Source organism: Streptomyces sp. NPDC060064 (assembly GCF_042736455.1).
Classification (GTDB): Bacteria; Actinomycetota; Actinomycetes; order Streptomycetales; family Streptomycetaceae; genus Streptomyces.
The window spans coordinates 37,876-53,558 of sequence record NZ_JBHWWF010000035.1 but is presented as its reverse complement, the minus strand read 5'-3'; the positions used below and the strand labels follow the sequence as shown (position 1 = coordinate 53,558).

The window sequence follows — 15,683 nt, the reverse complement described above, 5'->3', positions numbered from 1 at the left end:
GATCCGCCCGGCCAATCAGGTCTTTCTCTCCCGCGATTGATGTTTGCGAACGTTTTGAGAGTGTATGCCCGTCTTTATGTGGGACTGTGACTGTCGAAAGTCTCGCTTGCCGTAGACCAAGACGGAAGAAGCATCCATGGTGACCACTTGCCTCACAGGCCCCTTCCGCAGGATTGCCGCCCGATTCCGGCTGGCCCCGGCCCTGACCCTGTGTGCGACCACTGCCCTGATCGGTGTAGCCGCGCCGCCGAGTGCGAGCGCAGTCACGCCACCGAGCGCGAGCGCGAGAGCGGCCACGCCGCCGGTATCGCTGGCCACCGCCGGAAACTTCGCGGTTCTCGCCGCGTCGACGGTCACGAACACCGGTCCCACCACGGTCAACGGCGACCTCGGACTGAGCCCGGGCACATCGGTCACCGGCTTTCCTCCCGGGCAGGTGAACGGGACCCAGCACGTGGCCGACGCTGTCGCACTGCAGGCCAAGAACGACCTGACCGCCGCGTACAACGACGCGGAGGGGCGACCGGCCACGGCCACCGTCCCGGTGGAACTCGGCGGAACCACCAAGACACCCGGCGTGTACCAAACTTCCGCCGGCACGCTCGGAATCACCGGAAAGCTGACCCTCGACGCTCAGGGCGACCCGAACGCCGTCTTCATCTTCAAGGCCGCATCCACCCTCACCACAGCGTCCGGAAGCAGCGTGAACCTCGTCAACGGCGCGCGGGCATGCAACGTCTTCTGGCAGGTCGGAAGCTCCGCGACGCTCGGAACCAACTCCACCCTCCGGGGAAACGTCATGGCCCTCGCCTCGATCACCGTCACGACCGGGGTGACAGTGGATGGCCGGACACTGGCCCGCAACGCCGCGGTCACGCTGGACAGTGACACGATCACCCGCCCGAACTGCGACCAAGCGCCTGTCACCACCACAACCACCACCAGCCTGACCTCTTCGGCCAACCCCGCGCCGGTGAGTCAGACGGTCACCTTCACCGCCGCAGTGAAGGCCGGTTCCGGTACGGCCATCCCCAATGGCCTCGTGGTGTTCATGGACAGGTCACAGCTCATCGCCGTAGTCCCCCTCGACAGCACCGGGCACGCAGTCTTCACCACCAACCTGGCCGTCGGCCTTCACCTGATCCAGGCCGCCTACCTGGGCGCGGACGGGTTCGCCGACAGCACCTCACCTACGATCTACCAGCTCATCCAATAGAGCTGAGCCACCGTCGGCCTCCGCGCACCGATGCTGCGCGGAGGCGGGCCGGCGGTCGGACGGGTGGCCATGGAGTACGCGCTGGGGCCGCCCGGCGAGGCAGTCCAGGGCGCCGAACAAGAACCCCGGCGTCGCCCGTCGGCGGCCCGGATCCAGGTGTCCCGGGTGTCCAAGGTCCGGTGCCAAGACGGCTGGTGAGCCCCGTGAACATCCCTCCAGGCCTGAGCTCAATGGCAACAAGAAGGGGCAGCTCCTGTGGCAGTGGATGCCATCCTGTCCACGACCCCGGACAGAGGGCATAGACGCACTCGACTCAAGAGAATCCTCGTCCTGCTCCCCGGATTGGCCTGGCTGGCGGCGGCCGTTCTGGGCCCGAGCCCCTCGTACGCCGCAGAAGCACCCGTGGCGCTGGGGACCGCTACCAGTTACGCGGTGCTGGCCGGTTCAACGATCACCAACACGGGCGCCGGCGTCATCAACGGCGACCTGGGGCTGAGCCCCGGCACTTCGGTGACCGGCTTTCCGCCCGGACACGTCAACGGGGTGCAGCATGTCGCCGACGCCGCCGCCGTCCAAGCGAAGTCCGACCTGACCACCGCCTACAACGACGCGGTCGGCCGGACACCCACCACCAACCTCACCTCACCGGGCAATATCGGCGGAACGACGCTGACGCCCGGCGTCCACAAGGCCGCGTCGTCACTGAATATCACCGGGACCGTCACGCTCGACGCCCAGGGCGACCCCAACGCCGTCTTCGTCTTCCAGATCGGCTCGACCCTGATCACGGCGCCGGGGAGCCATGTCAGCCTCGCAGGCGGAGCACAGGCTTGTAACGTCTTCTGGCAGGTGGGCAGCTCCGCCACCATCGACACCACGTCCGTCTTCAAAGGCAACGTCCTGGCCCTGACGGCCATCACGGTGAACACCAACGCGGTGATCGAGGGCCGGGTCCTGGCGCAGAATGCCGCGGTCACGCTGGACACCAACACCATCACGACGGCGAACTGCACCGGTCCGCAACTGTCGATCACGACACCGGCAGCGGGGCACCTCGGCAGCGGGGCACCCGACGGAACGATCACCGGGCAACTGGGACCGGTGACGGTCGACGCCAGCGGTGTCGACTCCTGGACGGTCACCGTTTCCGTGACCAACTGCACCACGGGTGGCGGCTCACCTGCCGAGACCATCCCGAAGAGCCGTCTCGCCTACTGGTCGGGACCGGCCACCGCGAAGACCGGCACCGGTACCGCCACCCCGGGGCAGGCCATAGCGGCGCAAGCCCAGAGCCTGAGCACCCCCCGCACGGCGTTCAGCCTGCAGTCAGGTACCGCAGTCACCTCTGTGACCTGGACGCCGACTCTGATCGTCTCGGTGCCCGCCTTCGCAGTGGCAGGCAGCTACACCACAACTGTGACGCACTCCGTCGCGTAGTGCTGGGTCCCCACAAGAAGAGCCCCCCATCGTGCCGGGAGCACACCCGGCCCACCCGCCGGGATTCCGCCGCCAGATGGTGGAGCTGGTCCGGGCAGGTCGCACCCGAAGGAGCTGGGTCAGGCCACCGAATGTGTCACAGTGCCTCGGTAGGTGCCGACGATGGCGGATGCGGGCACATGAACGTCCAGGGTGTGGTGGCCGCGAATTCCTGCGGCTCGGGTGGGTTGGGGCTGTCGGGCGGCGGGCGCTCGGCCGGGACCAGCCGCCCGGCCAGTCCTCCGATCAAGCTCATGTGATCACTGCCAACATCGCCTTGTAGCGTGACCGGCGGTGCGGATCCGCGGTTGTGCGGGAATGCGATCCGGGCGTGGCCAGCTCGGTGACGGCACCACCATCGACCGGTACCGCCCCATCAAGGTGCTCCAGTCCTCGTAGCGCGGTCGTCGCGTCAACGCTCCCGGCGGGAATCGCCGGCCGAAGCCCTCGTAGCGCAGCTGCGAGGGCTTCGGCCGATACGGCGAGCCCGTGTGCCGGTCGTCCCGACCGGGCGGACGTTGCCCGGACAGGCCTGGCTCAGGGCGCGTACTTGTAGCCGACCCGCCGTACGGTCTGGATCGTACGGCGGCGCTCGGCGCCCAGCTTGCGGCGCAGCCGGGCGACATGGACGTCGACGGTCCGGCCGTCGCCCACATGCCCGTAGCCCCACACGGTGGTCACCAGCTGGTCGCGGGTGTGCACCCGGTGCGGATGCGCCACCAGATGCGCCAGCAGCTCGAACTCGAGGTAGGTCAGGTCCAGCACCTGCCCGTCCACCAGGGCGGTGCGCTGGACGCTGTCGATCGACACCGGTCCGGCGCCCTCCTCGGCCCGGTCCGGCGCGGGAGACTGCACCAGAGCGGCCGGCGGCTGCTGATCGGCCGGTACGAGAACGAGGTAGCCGATCATCGGCGGCTGACCCGGCAGGGTGGGCAGAGTGTGCTGGGGCGCGGGAAGCCAAGTGGCGCCCGGCGGGAGGAAGTCCACCACCTGCCCGGTGGTCACGACCTCGTCCCGGTCGACGGCACGCAGCCGGTGCCGGCCCGGACTGATCGGATTCTGATTGACGGCGGTCGCAGCGGAGACGGCGGGTACGGCGGAGAAGGAACGGGAGTTCGCCATGAGAGGTCAGCTCTTTCGCGCGGAGGAGTCGTCGAGTCGAGAGGACGGACGTACGTCGTGCGCGCTGGCCGAAGACCGGGGTGAGCGGCTTTAGAGGGCCTGCGCGTTCACCGCGCGGCAACACACCCGGTCGAAGTCATGGTGCTGCCGGGAAGGCCAGAACGGCTCAAGGTCGCTGCGACCTGTCGCGATGTGCTGGAAGCTGGCCATGTCCCTATTGAAGCAGATGTCGTCCGGTGGCAGCAGTGGCCTTCCGCACGTTGATACGGACGTCGATACGGACGTTGATACGCGCATTGATGCGGACGCTGATACGGACCTGACGGTCACTCGGCGCGATCCACGCCGAAGGGCGCCCACCGGCGGGACCGGCGGACGCCCTCCTGAGTGCGGCATGGCAGCGCGATCAGACCTGGCCGGCCTTCTCCAGCGCGGTGCAGCAGGTGTCGACGATCAGCCGCGTCACCATGTACGGGTCGACGTTGGCGTTCGGACGACGGTCCTCGATGTAGCCCTTGCCGTCCTGCTCGACCTGCCACGGGATACGGACCGAGGCGCCGCGGTCGGAGACGCCGTAGCTGTACTCGTTCCACGGGGCGGTCTCGTGCAGACCGGTGAGGCGGTCGTCGATGCCCGCGCCGTAGTTCTTGACGTGGTCGAGCGGCTTGGAGCCCTCACCCAGCGACTCGCAGGCGGTGATGATCGCGTCGTACCCCTCGCGCATCGCCTTCGTCGAGAAGTTGGTGTGCGCGCCCGCGCCGTTCCAGTCGCCCTTCACCGGCTTCGGGTCGAGCGTCGCGGAGACCTCGAAGTCCTCGGCGGTGCGGTACAGCAGCCAGCGCGCCACCCACAGCTGGTCGGAGACCTCCAGCGGTGCCAGCGGTCCGACCTGGAACTCCCACTGGCCGGGCATGACCTCGGCGTTGATTCCGGAGATGCCGAGGCCCGCCTTGAGGCAGTTCTCCAGGTGGGCCTCGACGACGTCACGGCCGAAGATCTCGTCGGCGCCGACACCGCAGTAGTAGCCGCCCTGCGCGGCCGGGAAGCCGCCCTCGGGGAAGCCCAGCGGGCGGGAGCCCTTGAAGAAGGTGTACTCCTGCTCGATGCCGAAGATCGGCTCCTGCGTGGCGAACTTCTCCGCCACCTCGGCGAGCGCGGCACGCGTGTTGGACTCGTGCGGCGTCATGTCCGTGTTGAGGACCTCGCACATGACCAGCAGGTTGTCGCCGCCGCGGATCGGGTCCGGACAGGAGAAGACCGGCTTGAGCACGCGGTCGGATGCGTGGCCCTCGGCCTGGTTGGTGCTGGACCCGTCGAAGCCCCAGATGGGCAGCTCGGCCCCGTCCGCCAGTATCTTCGTCTTCGAGCGAAGCTTGGCGGTCGGCTCGGTGCCGTCGATCCAGATGTACTCAGCCTTGAAGGTCACGGGGCCTCATCCTTTGCGGGTGCAGCGGTATGGGGCGCAGCTTCGCAATACGGGATTTCCCGTCCGTTGCCCGTTTGTGAACCCCACGTTACGCCGAACAGGCGGGCGGAGCTGTCCGTCCGTGAGCGGCTTCGGTCGCGGCCGTAAGCGCGACGCCGTGCTCGTTGAGCAGGGACTCGAAGCCCGCGGCACGGATCCGGCGTACGAGATCGAGGTAGCTGGTGCCCAGCGCCTCGGCGGTCCGGCCCAGGTGCCAGTCGTGGTCGTGCAGCCGGTTCAGCAGATGGCCGCGCCGGACCTGTGCCTCGGAGAGCCGGAAGGTCTTGAGATAGGCGACGCGGCCCTTGTGGTCGGTGATCACCTCGCCGATGTGCTGCTCCGGCTCCCCGCGCCGGAACGGCGGCAGAAAGCGCCACAGACTGAACGGGCCCATCCGGTAGACGCGCTCGAAGTGGTACGACGGGTCGAGCAGCCGGCCTGCGAACAGCGTGTCGTGGTCCTCGGCCCAGGTGCGCTCCTGCGCGCGGGCCGCCGCCCGCAGATCGGCGATCGTCCGCAGATACGGGCTGTCGCGGATGCGCGCCTCGAAGTCGGGGACCGGGCCGCCGAAGTACGCGTACTGATGCACCAGCTCCCCGTACAGATCCTCGATCAGGGACAAGTGCAGGGCGCGGTAGTCGGCGGGGTGCGGTACGACGAAGGCAGCGGCGAGCGAGTCCGCGGCGTACACCAGCACACCGCACTGGTCCGGGTGGATCTCGAAGATCCGCAGCGCATCGCCGAGGCCGCGCACCTGCCATCCGGCGTAGGCGTCCTCGGCGCGCGGCGACAGGCCCTGGCGTACCGCCTGCTGGGACCACTCGTCCCAGACGACGGACGGGCCGCCGAAGTGAAGTGCCAGATATCCCTCCAGCGCGAGATGGAGGGGGAGGAAACGCAGCCGGTCCTCGGTGCTGCCCTTGGCGGAGCGGCGCTTGGCCATCCTGTGGTGACGGCGCACGGGGACGCAGGCGGGCCGCGCGTCGCCCAACTGTGTTCCGTACGCGGCGGACCGGCCGCCCTCGCCCGACCAGTCCGCGACGAAACCGTGCGGGATGTAGGGGAGGTAGTGCGTACGAGGGCCGACCTGGACATCGCCGTAGCCGCCGTAGATCTCGTGGTGCAGCCGCAGCCCGTCCACCGGCTCCTCGCGCACCAGCGGCACCAGCCGGATGCCGCCCCACACCTGCGCGGGCATGGTGGTCAGCCCGGTCATGTCGAGCTTGTTCATCGCGCCCCCTCCAGGAGTCGGTCCTGGTGATGGCGGTCCAGGAATCGGTCCGTCCGGCGGTCCAGATACGCCTGGAGCTCGGCCAGTCCCGTCCGCCCCTCCGCGAACTGCGCGATCTCCACCAGCGCCGCCAGATCCTCGGCGTCGCGGATCCCTGCTGTCGGCACGCTCGGCGCCAGCCGGCGCACATCAAAACCGTCCGCGTCGTATACAGGGTTCACATGCACCACACTCGTCCTCCGGTCCCGGTCGAGGCGGGTGCGCCAGACCCGCAGCACCTCGCCCGCCAGCCCCGGCGGCGCGTTGTCCCAGCCGTCCGAGACGATCACCAGCCGGTCCGGCGAGTCCTCCAGGGCATCGAGGATCCGGGTGCCGAGCGGGGTCGGCCCCCAGGGGCGTACGAGGAGCGGATCGGCCGCTCCCGAGGTCCAGTGCGCGCGGTACGAACCGGCCAGCGCCTCCAGCAGGAAATGGCAGCCGAGCGCGACCGCGAGCGGACGGCGGCGCTTGACGCCCGAGCCGGAGGCGGAATAGCTGTCGTCCAGCACGGCCGACACCCGCCCCCACGTCCCGGCGTACGGCCCCGCCGCACGCAGTGCCGCGGCCCGCAGTGCACCGGTCAGCTCCGCCCGCCGCCGCACCCGCTCCGCCACCTCGAGAGAGAGGACGTACAGCGCGAGGCGGGTGAGCGGCATGACGCTGAGGTCGGTCTTCGTCCCGGCCCGCTGCGTACGCAGCCGTTCCAGCCGGGTCATACGCGGCGCGATCCGCTCCAGGAACACCCCGCGCGGGATGCCGTGCTTCGCCGCGAAGCCCTCGGCGACGGTGAACGGCAGATCGTAGACCGCGACCTGCTCGAAGTGGGCGCGGCGGTACGCGTCCAGGAAGGCGTGCTCGTAGCGGACGCGCCGGCCGGGACGGAACAGGAAGTCGCCGAACTCGTCGCCCGCGAACTCGCCTTCTCCGAAAGGAAGATGGGCATGGCGAACGGCGGTCTTCAGACCGCTGCGGTACTTCACCGCGTCAAGGCCGAGATCGGTGCGCGCCGCCAGCCAGTCGCGCAGGATCGCACGGGTACGGCGGTTGTTGACCTTGGCGGCGCGCAGCGTGCGGAACAGCCGATAGACACGCTGCGGCGGCAGCACGGCCAGCCGCGCCGCTATCAGCCGGCCCTCCGTCCGTTTCTGTGCGTCGCTCGCCTCGCCCGCCGTGCGCAGCAGCTGCTCCACGATCCGGGCGGCGTTGTGGTCGTTGATGTCGAGTGCGAGCGCGGCGGCGTACACGGACCGGTAGTTGACCCGTACGTACTCATGGAGGAAGGAGAGCGACAGCTGTTGCGCGTACGCCTCGGAGCGGAATTCACGCTGTCCGGTCGACGTCACGGCGGCGTTCACGAACAGGAGCACATCCTCGGCAGCGACCAGATCGGCGTGCGTCTCGATGGTCGGTTCGGCGTCGGTCCCGGCGGTCTCCGCCATCGTCTCTCCCCGTACGTACAAAGACGGAAGCCGACCGGGGAATGAGGGCGCGAACAGCGAAATCACTGCGTTAGAAGCAAGTCCCGGAAGTCGCACCGGAGTCCCGCGGCCGGCTCCGAAAACGTAACACCGTTCGTTTCGCGTTCCCCGGCATTTTTCTCCACGGGGCAGACTGGGCCGCATGACGAAGCCCGCGAAGCAGCTGCGTATCGGACTCCTCGGGACCGGGCCCTGGGCGGAGCGCACCCAGGCTCCCGCGCTCGCCGCCCATCCGGATGTCGAGCTCGCCGGCGTGTGGGGGAGGCGGGCCGAAGCGGCCGCCGCGCTCGCCGCCGCCCATGACACGACGGCGTACTCCGGCGACGACGGAATCGACGCGCTCTTCGCCGCCTGCGACGCGGTGGCCTTCGCGCTGCCGCCGGACGTCCAGGCGCCGCTCGCGGCGCGGGCGGCCGCGGCGGGCTGCCATCTGCTGCTGGACAAGCCGGTCGCGACGACGGTGGCCGGAGCGCGTGAGACGGCGGAGGCGGCAGCCAGGGCCGGGGTCGCGTCTGTGGTGTTCTGTACCTTGCGCTTTGCCGCCGAAACCGCGCCCTGGATCGCCGAACAGGCGAGGGTGGACGGCTGGTTCACGGCCCATGCGCGGTGGCTCGGTTCGCTGTACGCGCCCGGCGGGGACAGCCCGTACGCGGCTTCGCCGTGGCGGCGCGAGAAGGGCGGGCTGTGGGATGTGGGCCCGCATGTGCTGTCCGTACTGCTGCCGGTGCTGGGCGATGTGACGGAGGTGACCGCGGCTCGTGGCCCGGTCGACACCGCGCATCTGGTGCTGCGGCACGAGTCCGGGGCGTCGAGCACGGCGACGCTGAGCCTGAGCGCGCCGGTGAAGGCTTCGGGCGTGAGCATCGAACTTGTCGGCGATCGGGGGGCGGCGGTGCTGCCGGCCTGGAGCGACGCGATCCGCTCGTTCGAGGCGGCCGTCGACGCGCTGCTGGAGTCGGCGCGGACAGGGCGGGCGCACGACTGCGACGTACGGTTCGGGCTGCGGCTCACCGAGATCCTGGCGCAGGCGGAGGCGGAGCTTCTGCTGCGTGGTTAGGGCCGTGAGCTGTGGTGCTGCGTGGTTAGGGCCGTGAGCTGTGGTGCTGCGTGGCCGGAGCTGTGAGCTGTGGTGCTGCGTGGCCGGAGCTGTGAGCTGGTGCTCAGTCGGTGGGCGCGGTGGCCAGGGCGGTGCCGTGAGGAGGCGAACGGCACCGTCCTGGAATCCGTCAGCGTCAGCCGACGCGCTCGATCCGCGCCTTGCGGATGAGGAACTTGCCGGGCTCACGAACCTGCTCGAAGGCCGCGTTGTTCAGCAGGGCGCAGCTGCCGGAGGCGGAGGCGACCTTGACGGTGGTCGACTTGTTGTTGTCGAGGTTGGTCACCTTGAGGGTGGTGCCCACCGGGAACTGGTTGCTGGAGGCGGCGGGTGCGCCGGCCTCGCCGGAGAGGGTCACGGTCGAGCCGGCGCAGACGACCTCGCCGACGTTGCCCTGGCCACCGCCTGCCTGGTTGCCGGCATCCTGGCCACCGCCTGCCTGGTCCCCGGCACCCTGGTCGCCGCCCGCCTGGTTGCCGGCGTTCTGGTTGTCGCTGTTCTGACCGCCCGCCTGGCCGCCGATCTTCTCGATCCGTGCCTTGCGGATGAGGTTCTTGCCGGGCTCGCGGACCTGCTCGAAGGCGGCGTTGTTCAGCAGGGCGCAGCTGCCGGAGGTGGAGGTGACCTTGACGGTGGTCGACTTGTTGTTGTCGAGGTTGGTCACCTTGAGGGTGGTGCCGATCGGGAACTGGTTGCTGGAGGCGGCGGGTGCGCCGGCCTCGCCGGAGAGGGTCACGGTCGAGCCGGCGCAGACGACCTCGCCGGCCTGGTCGCCGCCCGCACCGGCGGGGGGCTGCGACTCGGCGGGCGGTGCGGCGGGCTGCGACTCGGCCGGGGGCGCGGCTTCCCCACCACCACCGGCACCGCCGCCGACCTCGCACCCGGAAGCTTCCTGCTGCCGCTTGATCTGCTCGATGACGGCCTGTCGGTTAGCGATCCGTGCCTCGGACTGCGCATCCGGATTGGCGCGCTGGTCGGCGATGAACTTCTCGTTGTTCTGGAGGGCGGTGACCAGTCCGTCGCAGGCCACCGACGCCTGACTGGTGCCAGTCATCACCACCGCCGTACCGCCTGCGAGGGCAGCGGCGCCGACAAGCAGAGCGATCTTCTTCTTCCCGCTGAGGGTCTTCTTGCGTGACACGTGGGACTCCTGTCGGGTGGGTTCCGTGTGCCGTTACGTACGAGTAGCCATTCCGTTCTTCTCAGCACTCTCACCTACAACTTCCTTAACTTTCCTTAAGGTTGTTGCTGCTCAACAGGCGGCAGCGCCCGGCACAGCGCGTCCAGCGCGGCGGCGTAGATGTGCTCCGGCGGTGTCGCGTAACCGATGACCAGTCCGTCCCGCCCGTCCGCGGGGAAATCGGCGTGCCGGTAGTCGGCGAGCCCCTCGACGGCGAGCCCCTGCCAGGCCGCCGCCTTCACCACGGCCCGCTCGGACCCCGTCGGAAGTTCGAGCACGGCGTGCAGCCCCGCCGCGATCCCGGTCACCCGCACCTGCGGCGCCCGCTCCGCCAGGACCGACACCAGCTGGTCGCGCCGGCGCCGGTGGCGCTGCCGCATCTTCCGCACATGCCGGTCGTACGCCCCCGAGGTGATGAAGTCCGCGAGCGTGAGCTGCTCCGTGGCGCTCGACCACTGCTCGCGCTCACCCTTCGCCGCCACCACCTCGTCCACCAGGTGCTCGGGCAACACCATCCAGCCGATGCGGAGGGTGGGGGAGAGGCTCTTGCTCACCGACCCCATCAACACCACCCGGTCGGGGTCGAGGCCCTGCACCGCCCCCACCGGCCGGCGGTCGTAGCGGAACTCGCCGTCGTAGTCGTCCTCCAGGACCAGCCCGCCCGTCGACCGCGCCCAGTCCACGACGGCGGCGCGCCGCTCCGGATGCAGCGGACCGCCGGTCGGGAACTGGTGCGCGGGAGTCAACAGCACGGCGCCCACCGCGCCCAACTCGCTTATCCGGGCGCCGTGTTCATCGACCGGCAGAGGTGTGGTGCGTATGCCGCCGTCGGCCAGGAGTCCGCGGTGGAAGGGCAGCCCGTACGACTCCACGGCCCACCGTCCGCCCGCGACCGCCGCCATCAGCCGCAGTGCGTGCGCGGCCCCGGAGCAGACGACGATCCGCCGCGGATCGGTCCGCACCCCGCGCACCCGCGCCAGATACCCGGCCAGCGCCTCCCGCAGCTCGGCCCGCCCACGCGGATCGCCGGGCCCGAACGCATCGTGCGGCGCGGTGGTCAGCGCCCGCCGCGCGGAGGCCAGCCACGCTCCGCGCGGAAAGGCGGAGGGGTCGGGCTGCCCCTGCACGAGGTCGTACGTCGGCCGGACGGTTCTGGCCGCAGTGCGCTGTCTGCGTACGGGAGCGACCGGCGTCGCGACCTCTCCCCTGCCCGGCGATGGGCAGGCCCCCTGCGCGACCCGGGTCCCGGACCCCTGGCGCGCGGTGAGCCATCCCTCGGCGGCCAGCTCGGAGTACGCGTCGGCGACGGTGTTACGGGCGATCCCGAGGTCGGCGGCGAGGGAGCGGTAGGGCGGCAGCTTCGTACCCGGGGCCAGTCGCCCGCTCCTGACTCCCTGGCGCAGGGCCCGCATCAGAACGGCGCGCCGACTGCCCGGACCCGTCAGCTCCAGATGCAGATCCGCACCCAGGATCTCCGCCAAATTGACCCATGAATCTGCCACTGAAATGCACCCCATTGCCGGTCGCCTGAGCCCCTAGATTCGTACACATGACGACGACAGAGATCAACACCCCGACCACCGCCCGCATCAACTTCGCGAAGCTGGCCCCGAAAGCCTTCCGCGCCGTGATCGGCCTGGACGCCGCGGCCCGCGAGGGCCTGGACCCGACGCTGGTCGAACTGGTTCAGGTCCGCTCCTCGCAGCTCAACCACTGCGCGTACTGCCTGCACATGCACACCGCCGACGCGCGCAAGGCGGGCGAGAGCGAGGAGCGTCTGCACATGACTGCCGTCTGGCGGGAGGCGAAGCACTTCTTCACCGAGAAGGAACAGGCGGCGCTCGCCCTGACCGAGGCGGTCACCCTGGTCGCGGACGGCGGAGTGCCGGACGCGGTGTACGCCCACGCGGCGGCCCACTTCGAGGAGCAGGAGCTGGCTCACCTGCTCGCCCTGATCTTCACCATCAACACCTGGAACCGGATCGCGCTGGCCACGGGCAAGGTGGCGGGCACGGACGAGCGGTGACGGCCGAAGCCGCCCACCACGCCGCCCGCGCCGGAGCCTTCAGCGGCGAGTCGTCCTCGGCGTCGTCCTCGGCGTCGTCCTAGGACCGGCCGAGTGCGTCCCGTACCGCCTCGTCCGTACGCGCCACGACGGCCGTCCCGTCCTCAGCCGTGATGATCGGCCGCTGGATCAGCTTGGGGTGCTGCGCGAGCGCCTCGATCCACCGCTCCCGCGAACCGTCGTCGCGCGCCCAGTCCTTGAGCCCCAGCTCCTTCGCCGCGGTCTCCTGGGTCCGCGTGATGTCCCACGGCTCGAGCCCGAGCCGCCCGAGGACGGCCCGGATCTCCTCCGCGCTCGGCACGTCCTCCAGATAGCGCCGGACGGTGTACGTGGCGCCTTCCTCGTCGAGAAGGTCGATGGCGCTGCGGCACTTGGAACAGGCCGGATTGATCCAGATCTCCATGCCCCCACCGTACTGGCTCGACCACCCCTCAAACACCGTCTGGCCAGCGGCGATTGTCAGTGGTGGGCAGTAGAATGAACAGTAGTTCGGGATGGTCCCGCCACCGCGCCAGGAGGTTGCCGATGGCCGTTGCCACACTCACGACGAAGCCCGTGTACAAGCCGCTGAAGAAGAAGCCACTGCCGGCCGGACAGCCGCGCGAGTGGTACGTGTCCCACAACCGCCGGTTGAAGGCCATGCGCCTGGCGATCGCCCTGCTGGACTCGGGCGTCTATCACCCGGCGACCGCAGACAACCGCAAGATACATGCGACGGCGGAGCGCATCGGGGTCCACCCGCCGTCCGACACGACGTGCCGGATGGTGCGGGCACTGATCCGCTACGGCCGCTGAACAGACTCAACAAGCTGAACAGCGCGAACAGCTGGACAGCGTGAACAGCTGAACAAGCCGAACAACCGCGTCCCGCCGCTGTCACCCGAGGTGACGGCGGCGGGACGCGCATGTCTTCGGGAAGCTCCGCGGACCGGATGCCTCGGCGAGGCTCGCGGTGCACTCGCGCCGCCTGCCGGCAACGGTGACTCGCCCGGCCACAAGCTCCTCGTAACAACTCAAACGGCATAGGGTGCAGTTGGCGCACATTGGGGCATTCTGGTCCCACTCGGTTCGAGCTGCCCTGGGGGAGTCATGTCCCATCCGCACCGCACCCTTCGAAGATTCCTCGTCCTCGCGGCGGCCGGCGTGCTGGGCGCCGGCGCCGCGCTCGCCTTCGCTCCGCCCGTCGCCGCCGAACCGGCGACACCGGTCGCCTATCCCGCGGGAGCAAGCGCAACCCGGTACTCCGGACTGGCCTTCGACACCTGTACGGCACCGCCGCTTTCGGCAATCCGGGCGTGGAGCGCATCCCCGTACCGCGCTGTCGGTGTGTACATCGGGGGCATAAGCCGCACCTGCGCCCAGCCGGAGCTGACTGCGTCATGGGTGACGTCCGTATCGGCGCTGAAGTGGCGTCTGCTGCCCATCTACAAGGGCCTGCAACCGCCGTGCGGCGGCAGGCCCACCGACGCCAAGATCAGCCGGGCCGCCGCGACCGCCAGGGGCCAGGGCGCCGCGGCGGCCGCCGACGCCGTCGCCAAGGCGAAAGCGCTCGGTATGCAGCCCGGCAGCGCCGTCTACAACGACATCGAGCAGTACACGCAGACCGACGCCACATGCCGGACCGGAGTGCTGGCGTTCGTCTCCGCGTGGACGAAGGAACTGCACCGGGTCGGCTATGTCTCGGGCGTCTACATGAATCTCAACTTCGGTGCGAAGCAGCTCTCCGACGTCTTCACGTCCACCTCCTACGCCCGTCCCGACGCGCTGTGGATCGCCCGCTTCGACGGGGTCGACTCGCTGAAGGGCTGGACCGGCATCGCCGATTCCACGTGGGCGGTCCACCAGCGGGCCAAGCAGTTCAAGGGCGATCACGACGAGACCTACGGCGGCGTGACCCTCAACATCGACACCGACCGGCTCGACACGCCCGTCGCCACAGTGGCGTACACGTACACGGTGACGAGCTCCACCACGCTCAACGCCCGCACCGGCCCCTCGACCAGCTACCCCGCCGCCGCGTCGCACGCGCCCGGATCCGCCCTCAAGGTGGTGTGCCAGGCGCCCGGTTCCACCGTCGGCACCACCGCCGTATGGGACAAGCTCTCGGACGGCACCTACGTCACCGACCACTACGTCAGCACCCCGTCCAACACCGGATACAGCGCCCCGGTGCCGCGCTGCACGTACCCCTACCAGACCACCGCGGCCGGCGGCCTCGCCGAGCACACGGGCGCCGGCACCTCGTCCGCTGTCCGTGGCACGTCCCCCAACGGGTCTTTGGCGTGGACGATCTGCCAGCGGTCCGGCTCGGCGGTCGGCACCACCAAGATCTGGGACCGGCTCGACAACGACCGCTATGTCTCGGACTACTACGTGGCCACACCCAGCAACACGACCTACAGCAAGCCGGCTCCGCGCTGCTGACATACGCGCCCGGGGCGATCGCTCAGGCAGCGGCCCCGGGCGCCCACGTCGGCACTGCCGCATCGCCGACGCTCAACGTCCCGTGCCCGAGGACCGCCGCCTTCATGCCGAAGCTGACCTTGTTCTGGTACTCCGGCTCCCGTCGGTACGTCGCGAGCGTACGGATCGGCTCGGGGCCTACGCGGAGCCCTGTGAGCTGGTCGACCAGCGGGACACTGCACCGCATCGCCCGGACCGCGTAGGCGAGCCGGACGGTCCCGATCTCCAGCCGTCGTATCTCGTCCTCGGCGTGCGGCTCCGCGCAGCCGTCGAGGACGATGTTCGGCCGGAAGCGGTCCATCGGCACCGGAGCCGCGCCACGCTCCGCGATCCGCGCGTTCAGTCCGTCCAACGACGCCTGAGACGCCACCAGCACGGCATGCGCGTCCGCGAACCCGACCTTGCCCGGCGTCTCGCCCCAGCCGGTCCCGGTCGAAGTCCGAAGGCACCCGCGCCAGCCGGGACTTCGCCCCCAGCACCTCGGAGAACCACTCCGCGGCGGCATCCCCCTGGTCCGCGCCCTGCCCGATGGCCCGCCCGAACATGCTCACCGGCCGCCGCTCACCGTCCGGGTCGACCGCCAGCAGCACGCTCTCGACCCCGTCGGCGGACAGCCGCAGTGACGCACCTCCGTCGACGATCTCGGGCCGGATCGCGGCCATGGCGGGCAGCGTGCGCTGACTGCGGAATGCACCGTCCGAGGCGTCGACGACCATGAAGGTACGGTCGTGCTCGAGCCCCGTCTCGCCGACCCGGGCGGAGTCGACTTCCGTGCCGGCGCAGCCCTTCACCGGGTAGTACGTCAATTTCTGCACAGTGATCCCCATGCCGGTCGATCGTACGTGCGCGCGG

The 15,683-nt window shown here is 69.8% G+C and carries 14 protein-coding genes and 1 pseudogene; 6 read left to right on the top strand and 9 right to left on the bottom strand.

The features are described from left to right. Positions 1-136 precede the first annotated feature (136 nt). Entirely contained in the window at positions 137-1,216 is a 1,080-nt protein-coding gene (locus ACFWDI_RS32420) for an ice-binding family protein (RefSeq protein WP_385309507.1), read from the top strand. 402 nt (positions 1,217-1,618) lie between these two features. Next, positions 1,619-2,653: an ice-binding family protein gene (locus ACFWDI_RS32415; RefSeq protein ID WP_385309505.1), complete on the top strand. Its 1,035-nt coding sequence runs from the start codon at positions 1,619-1,621 to the stop codon at positions 2,651-2,653. A gap of 136 nt (positions 2,654-2,789) precedes the next feature. On the opposite strand, the gene ACFWDI_RS32410 is transcribed toward ACFWDI_RS32415, so the two are convergent. The 5 genes from ACFWDI_RS32410 to ACFWDI_RS32390 form a co-directional block, all read right to left on the bottom strand. Further along, positions 2,790-2,948, bottom strand: a complete 159-nt coding sequence (locus ACFWDI_RS32410; RefSeq protein ID WP_385309503.1) for a hypothetical protein — start codon at positions 2,946-2,948, stop codon at positions 2,790-2,792. Positions 2,949-3,229: 281 nt separating this feature from the next. Further along, positions 3,230-3,814: a winged helix-turn-helix domain-containing protein gene (locus ACFWDI_RS32405; RefSeq protein ID WP_385309501.1), complete on the bottom strand. Its 585-nt coding sequence runs from the start codon at positions 3,812-3,814 to the stop codon at positions 3,230-3,232. 406 nt (positions 3,815-4,220) lie between these two features. Continuing rightward, complete coding sequence (gene glnII, locus ACFWDI_RS32400; RefSeq protein WP_385309499.1) at positions 4,221-5,240, bottom strand: glutamine synthetase; 1,020 nt, start codon at positions 5,238-5,240, stop codon at positions 4,221-4,223. A gap of 88 nt (positions 5,241-5,328) precedes the next feature. Next, entirely contained in the window at positions 5,329-6,510 is a 1,182-nt protein-coding gene (locus tag ACFWDI_RS32395) for a hypothetical protein (protein ID WP_385309497.1), read from the bottom strand. After that, positions 6,507-7,988 carry a hypothetical protein gene (locus ACFWDI_RS32390; protein ID WP_385309495.1) on the bottom strand — a complete coding sequence of 494 codons (1,482 nt, stop codon included), beginning with the start codon at positions 7,986-7,988 and terminating at the stop codon, positions 6,507-6,509. Before ACFWDI_RS32390 ends, ACFWDI_RS32395 begins: the two co-directional genes overlap by 4 nt. Before the next feature lie 181 nt (positions 7,989-8,169). Here ACFWDI_RS32390 and ACFWDI_RS32385 point away from each other — a divergent pair, with 181 nt between their 5' ends. Further along, entirely contained in the window at positions 8,170-9,084 is a 915-nt protein-coding gene (locus ACFWDI_RS32385; protein WP_385309493.1) for a Gfo/Idh/MocA family protein, read from the top strand. A 175-nt stretch (positions 9,085-9,259) separates the two neighbouring features. Here ACFWDI_RS32385 and ACFWDI_RS32380 read toward each other — a convergent pair whose 3' ends face one another. Together ACFWDI_RS32380 and ACFWDI_RS32375 are read right to left on the bottom strand one after the other, a co-directional pair. Next, complete coding sequence (locus tag ACFWDI_RS32380; RefSeq protein WP_385309547.1) at positions 9,260-9,859, bottom strand: hypothetical protein; 600 nt, start codon at positions 9,857-9,859, stop codon at positions 9,260-9,262. Positions 9,860-10,359: 500 nt separating this feature from the next. Then, the gene (locus tag ACFWDI_RS32375; RefSeq protein WP_385309491.1) at positions 10,360-11,805 is read right to left on the bottom strand and encodes a PLP-dependent aminotransferase family protein; all 1,446 of its coding nucleotides are present in this window, start codon (positions 11,803-11,805) and stop codon (positions 10,360-10,362) included. A gap of 47 nt (positions 11,806-11,852) precedes the next feature. Here ACFWDI_RS32375 and ACFWDI_RS32370 point away from each other — a divergent pair, with 47 nt between their 5' ends. Beyond that, positions 11,853-12,329 (top strand): carboxymuconolactone decarboxylase family protein, encoded by a 477-nt coding sequence (locus tag ACFWDI_RS32370; protein ID WP_385309489.1) that lies wholly within the window; start codon positions 11,853-11,855, stop codon positions 12,327-12,329. Positions 12,330-12,408: 79 nt separating this feature from the next. Here the strand turns inward: ACFWDI_RS32370 and ACFWDI_RS32365 are convergent, their stop codons facing one another. Beyond that, positions 12,409-12,771, bottom strand: coding sequence for an arsenate reductase family protein (locus ACFWDI_RS32365; RefSeq protein ID WP_385309487.1), 363 nt, complete (start codon positions 12,769-12,771; stop codon positions 12,409-12,411). A gap of 122 nt (positions 12,772-12,893) precedes the next feature. Between ACFWDI_RS32365 and ACFWDI_RS32360 the strand changes: the two genes are divergently transcribed. Next, a complete protein-coding gene (locus ACFWDI_RS32360; protein ID WP_327323157.1) occupies positions 12,894-13,163 on the top strand; it encodes a hypothetical protein in 270 nt (89 codons plus the stop codon). A gap of 294 nt (positions 13,164-13,457) precedes the next feature. Beyond that, the gene (locus ACFWDI_RS32355) at positions 13,458-14,792 is read left to right on the top strand and encodes a glycoside hydrolase domain-containing protein (RefSeq protein WP_385309485.1); all 1,335 of its coding nucleotides are present in this window, start codon (positions 13,458-13,460) and stop codon (positions 14,790-14,792) included. Between the two features lie 22 nt (positions 14,793-14,814). Here the strand turns inward: ACFWDI_RS32355 and ACFWDI_RS32350 are convergent. Next, positions 14,815-15,658 (bottom strand): annotated as a pseudogene (locus tag ACFWDI_RS32350) (MOSC domain-containing protein). Positions 15,659-15,683 lie beyond the last annotated feature (25 nt).

Coding starts and splice junctions, on each gene's coding strand:
- ACFWDI_RS32420 (WP_385309507.1), top strand. CDS start 137: ATGGTGACCACTTGCCTCACAGGCCCCTTCCGCAGGATTGCCGCCCGA.
- ACFWDI_RS32390 (WP_385309495.1), bottom strand. CDS start 7,988: ATGGCGGAGACCGCCGGGACCGACGCCGAACCGACCATCGAGACGCAC.
- ACFWDI_RS32405 (WP_385309501.1), bottom strand. CDS start 3,814: ATGGCGAACTCCCGTTCCTTCTCCGCCGTACCCGCCGTCTCCGCTGCG.
- ACFWDI_RS32395 (WP_385309497.1), bottom strand. CDS start 6,510: ATGAACAAGCTCGACATGACCGGGCTGACCACCATGCCCGCGCAGGTG.
- ACFWDI_RS32370 (WP_385309489.1), top strand. CDS start 11,853: ATGACGACGACAGAGATCAACACCCCGACCACCGCCCGCATCAACTTC.
- ACFWDI_RS32385 (WP_385309493.1), top strand. CDS start 8,170: ATGACGAAGCCCGCGAAGCAGCTGCGTATCGGACTCCTCGGGACCGGG.
- ACFWDI_RS32365 (WP_385309487.1), bottom strand. CDS start 12,771: ATGGAGATCTGGATCAATCCGGCCTGTTCCAAGTGCCGCAGCGCCATC.
- ACFWDI_RS32360 (WP_327323157.1), top strand. CDS start 12,894: ATGGCCGTTGCCACACTCACGACGAAGCCCGTGTACAAGCCGCTGAAG.
- ACFWDI_RS32410 (WP_385309503.1), bottom strand. CDS start 2,948: ATGAGCTTGATCGGAGGACTGGCCGGGCGGCTGGTCCCGGCCGAGCGC.
- ACFWDI_RS32355 (WP_385309485.1), top strand. CDS start 13,458: ATGTCCCATCCGCACCGCACCCTTCGAAGATTCCTCGTCCTCGCGGCG.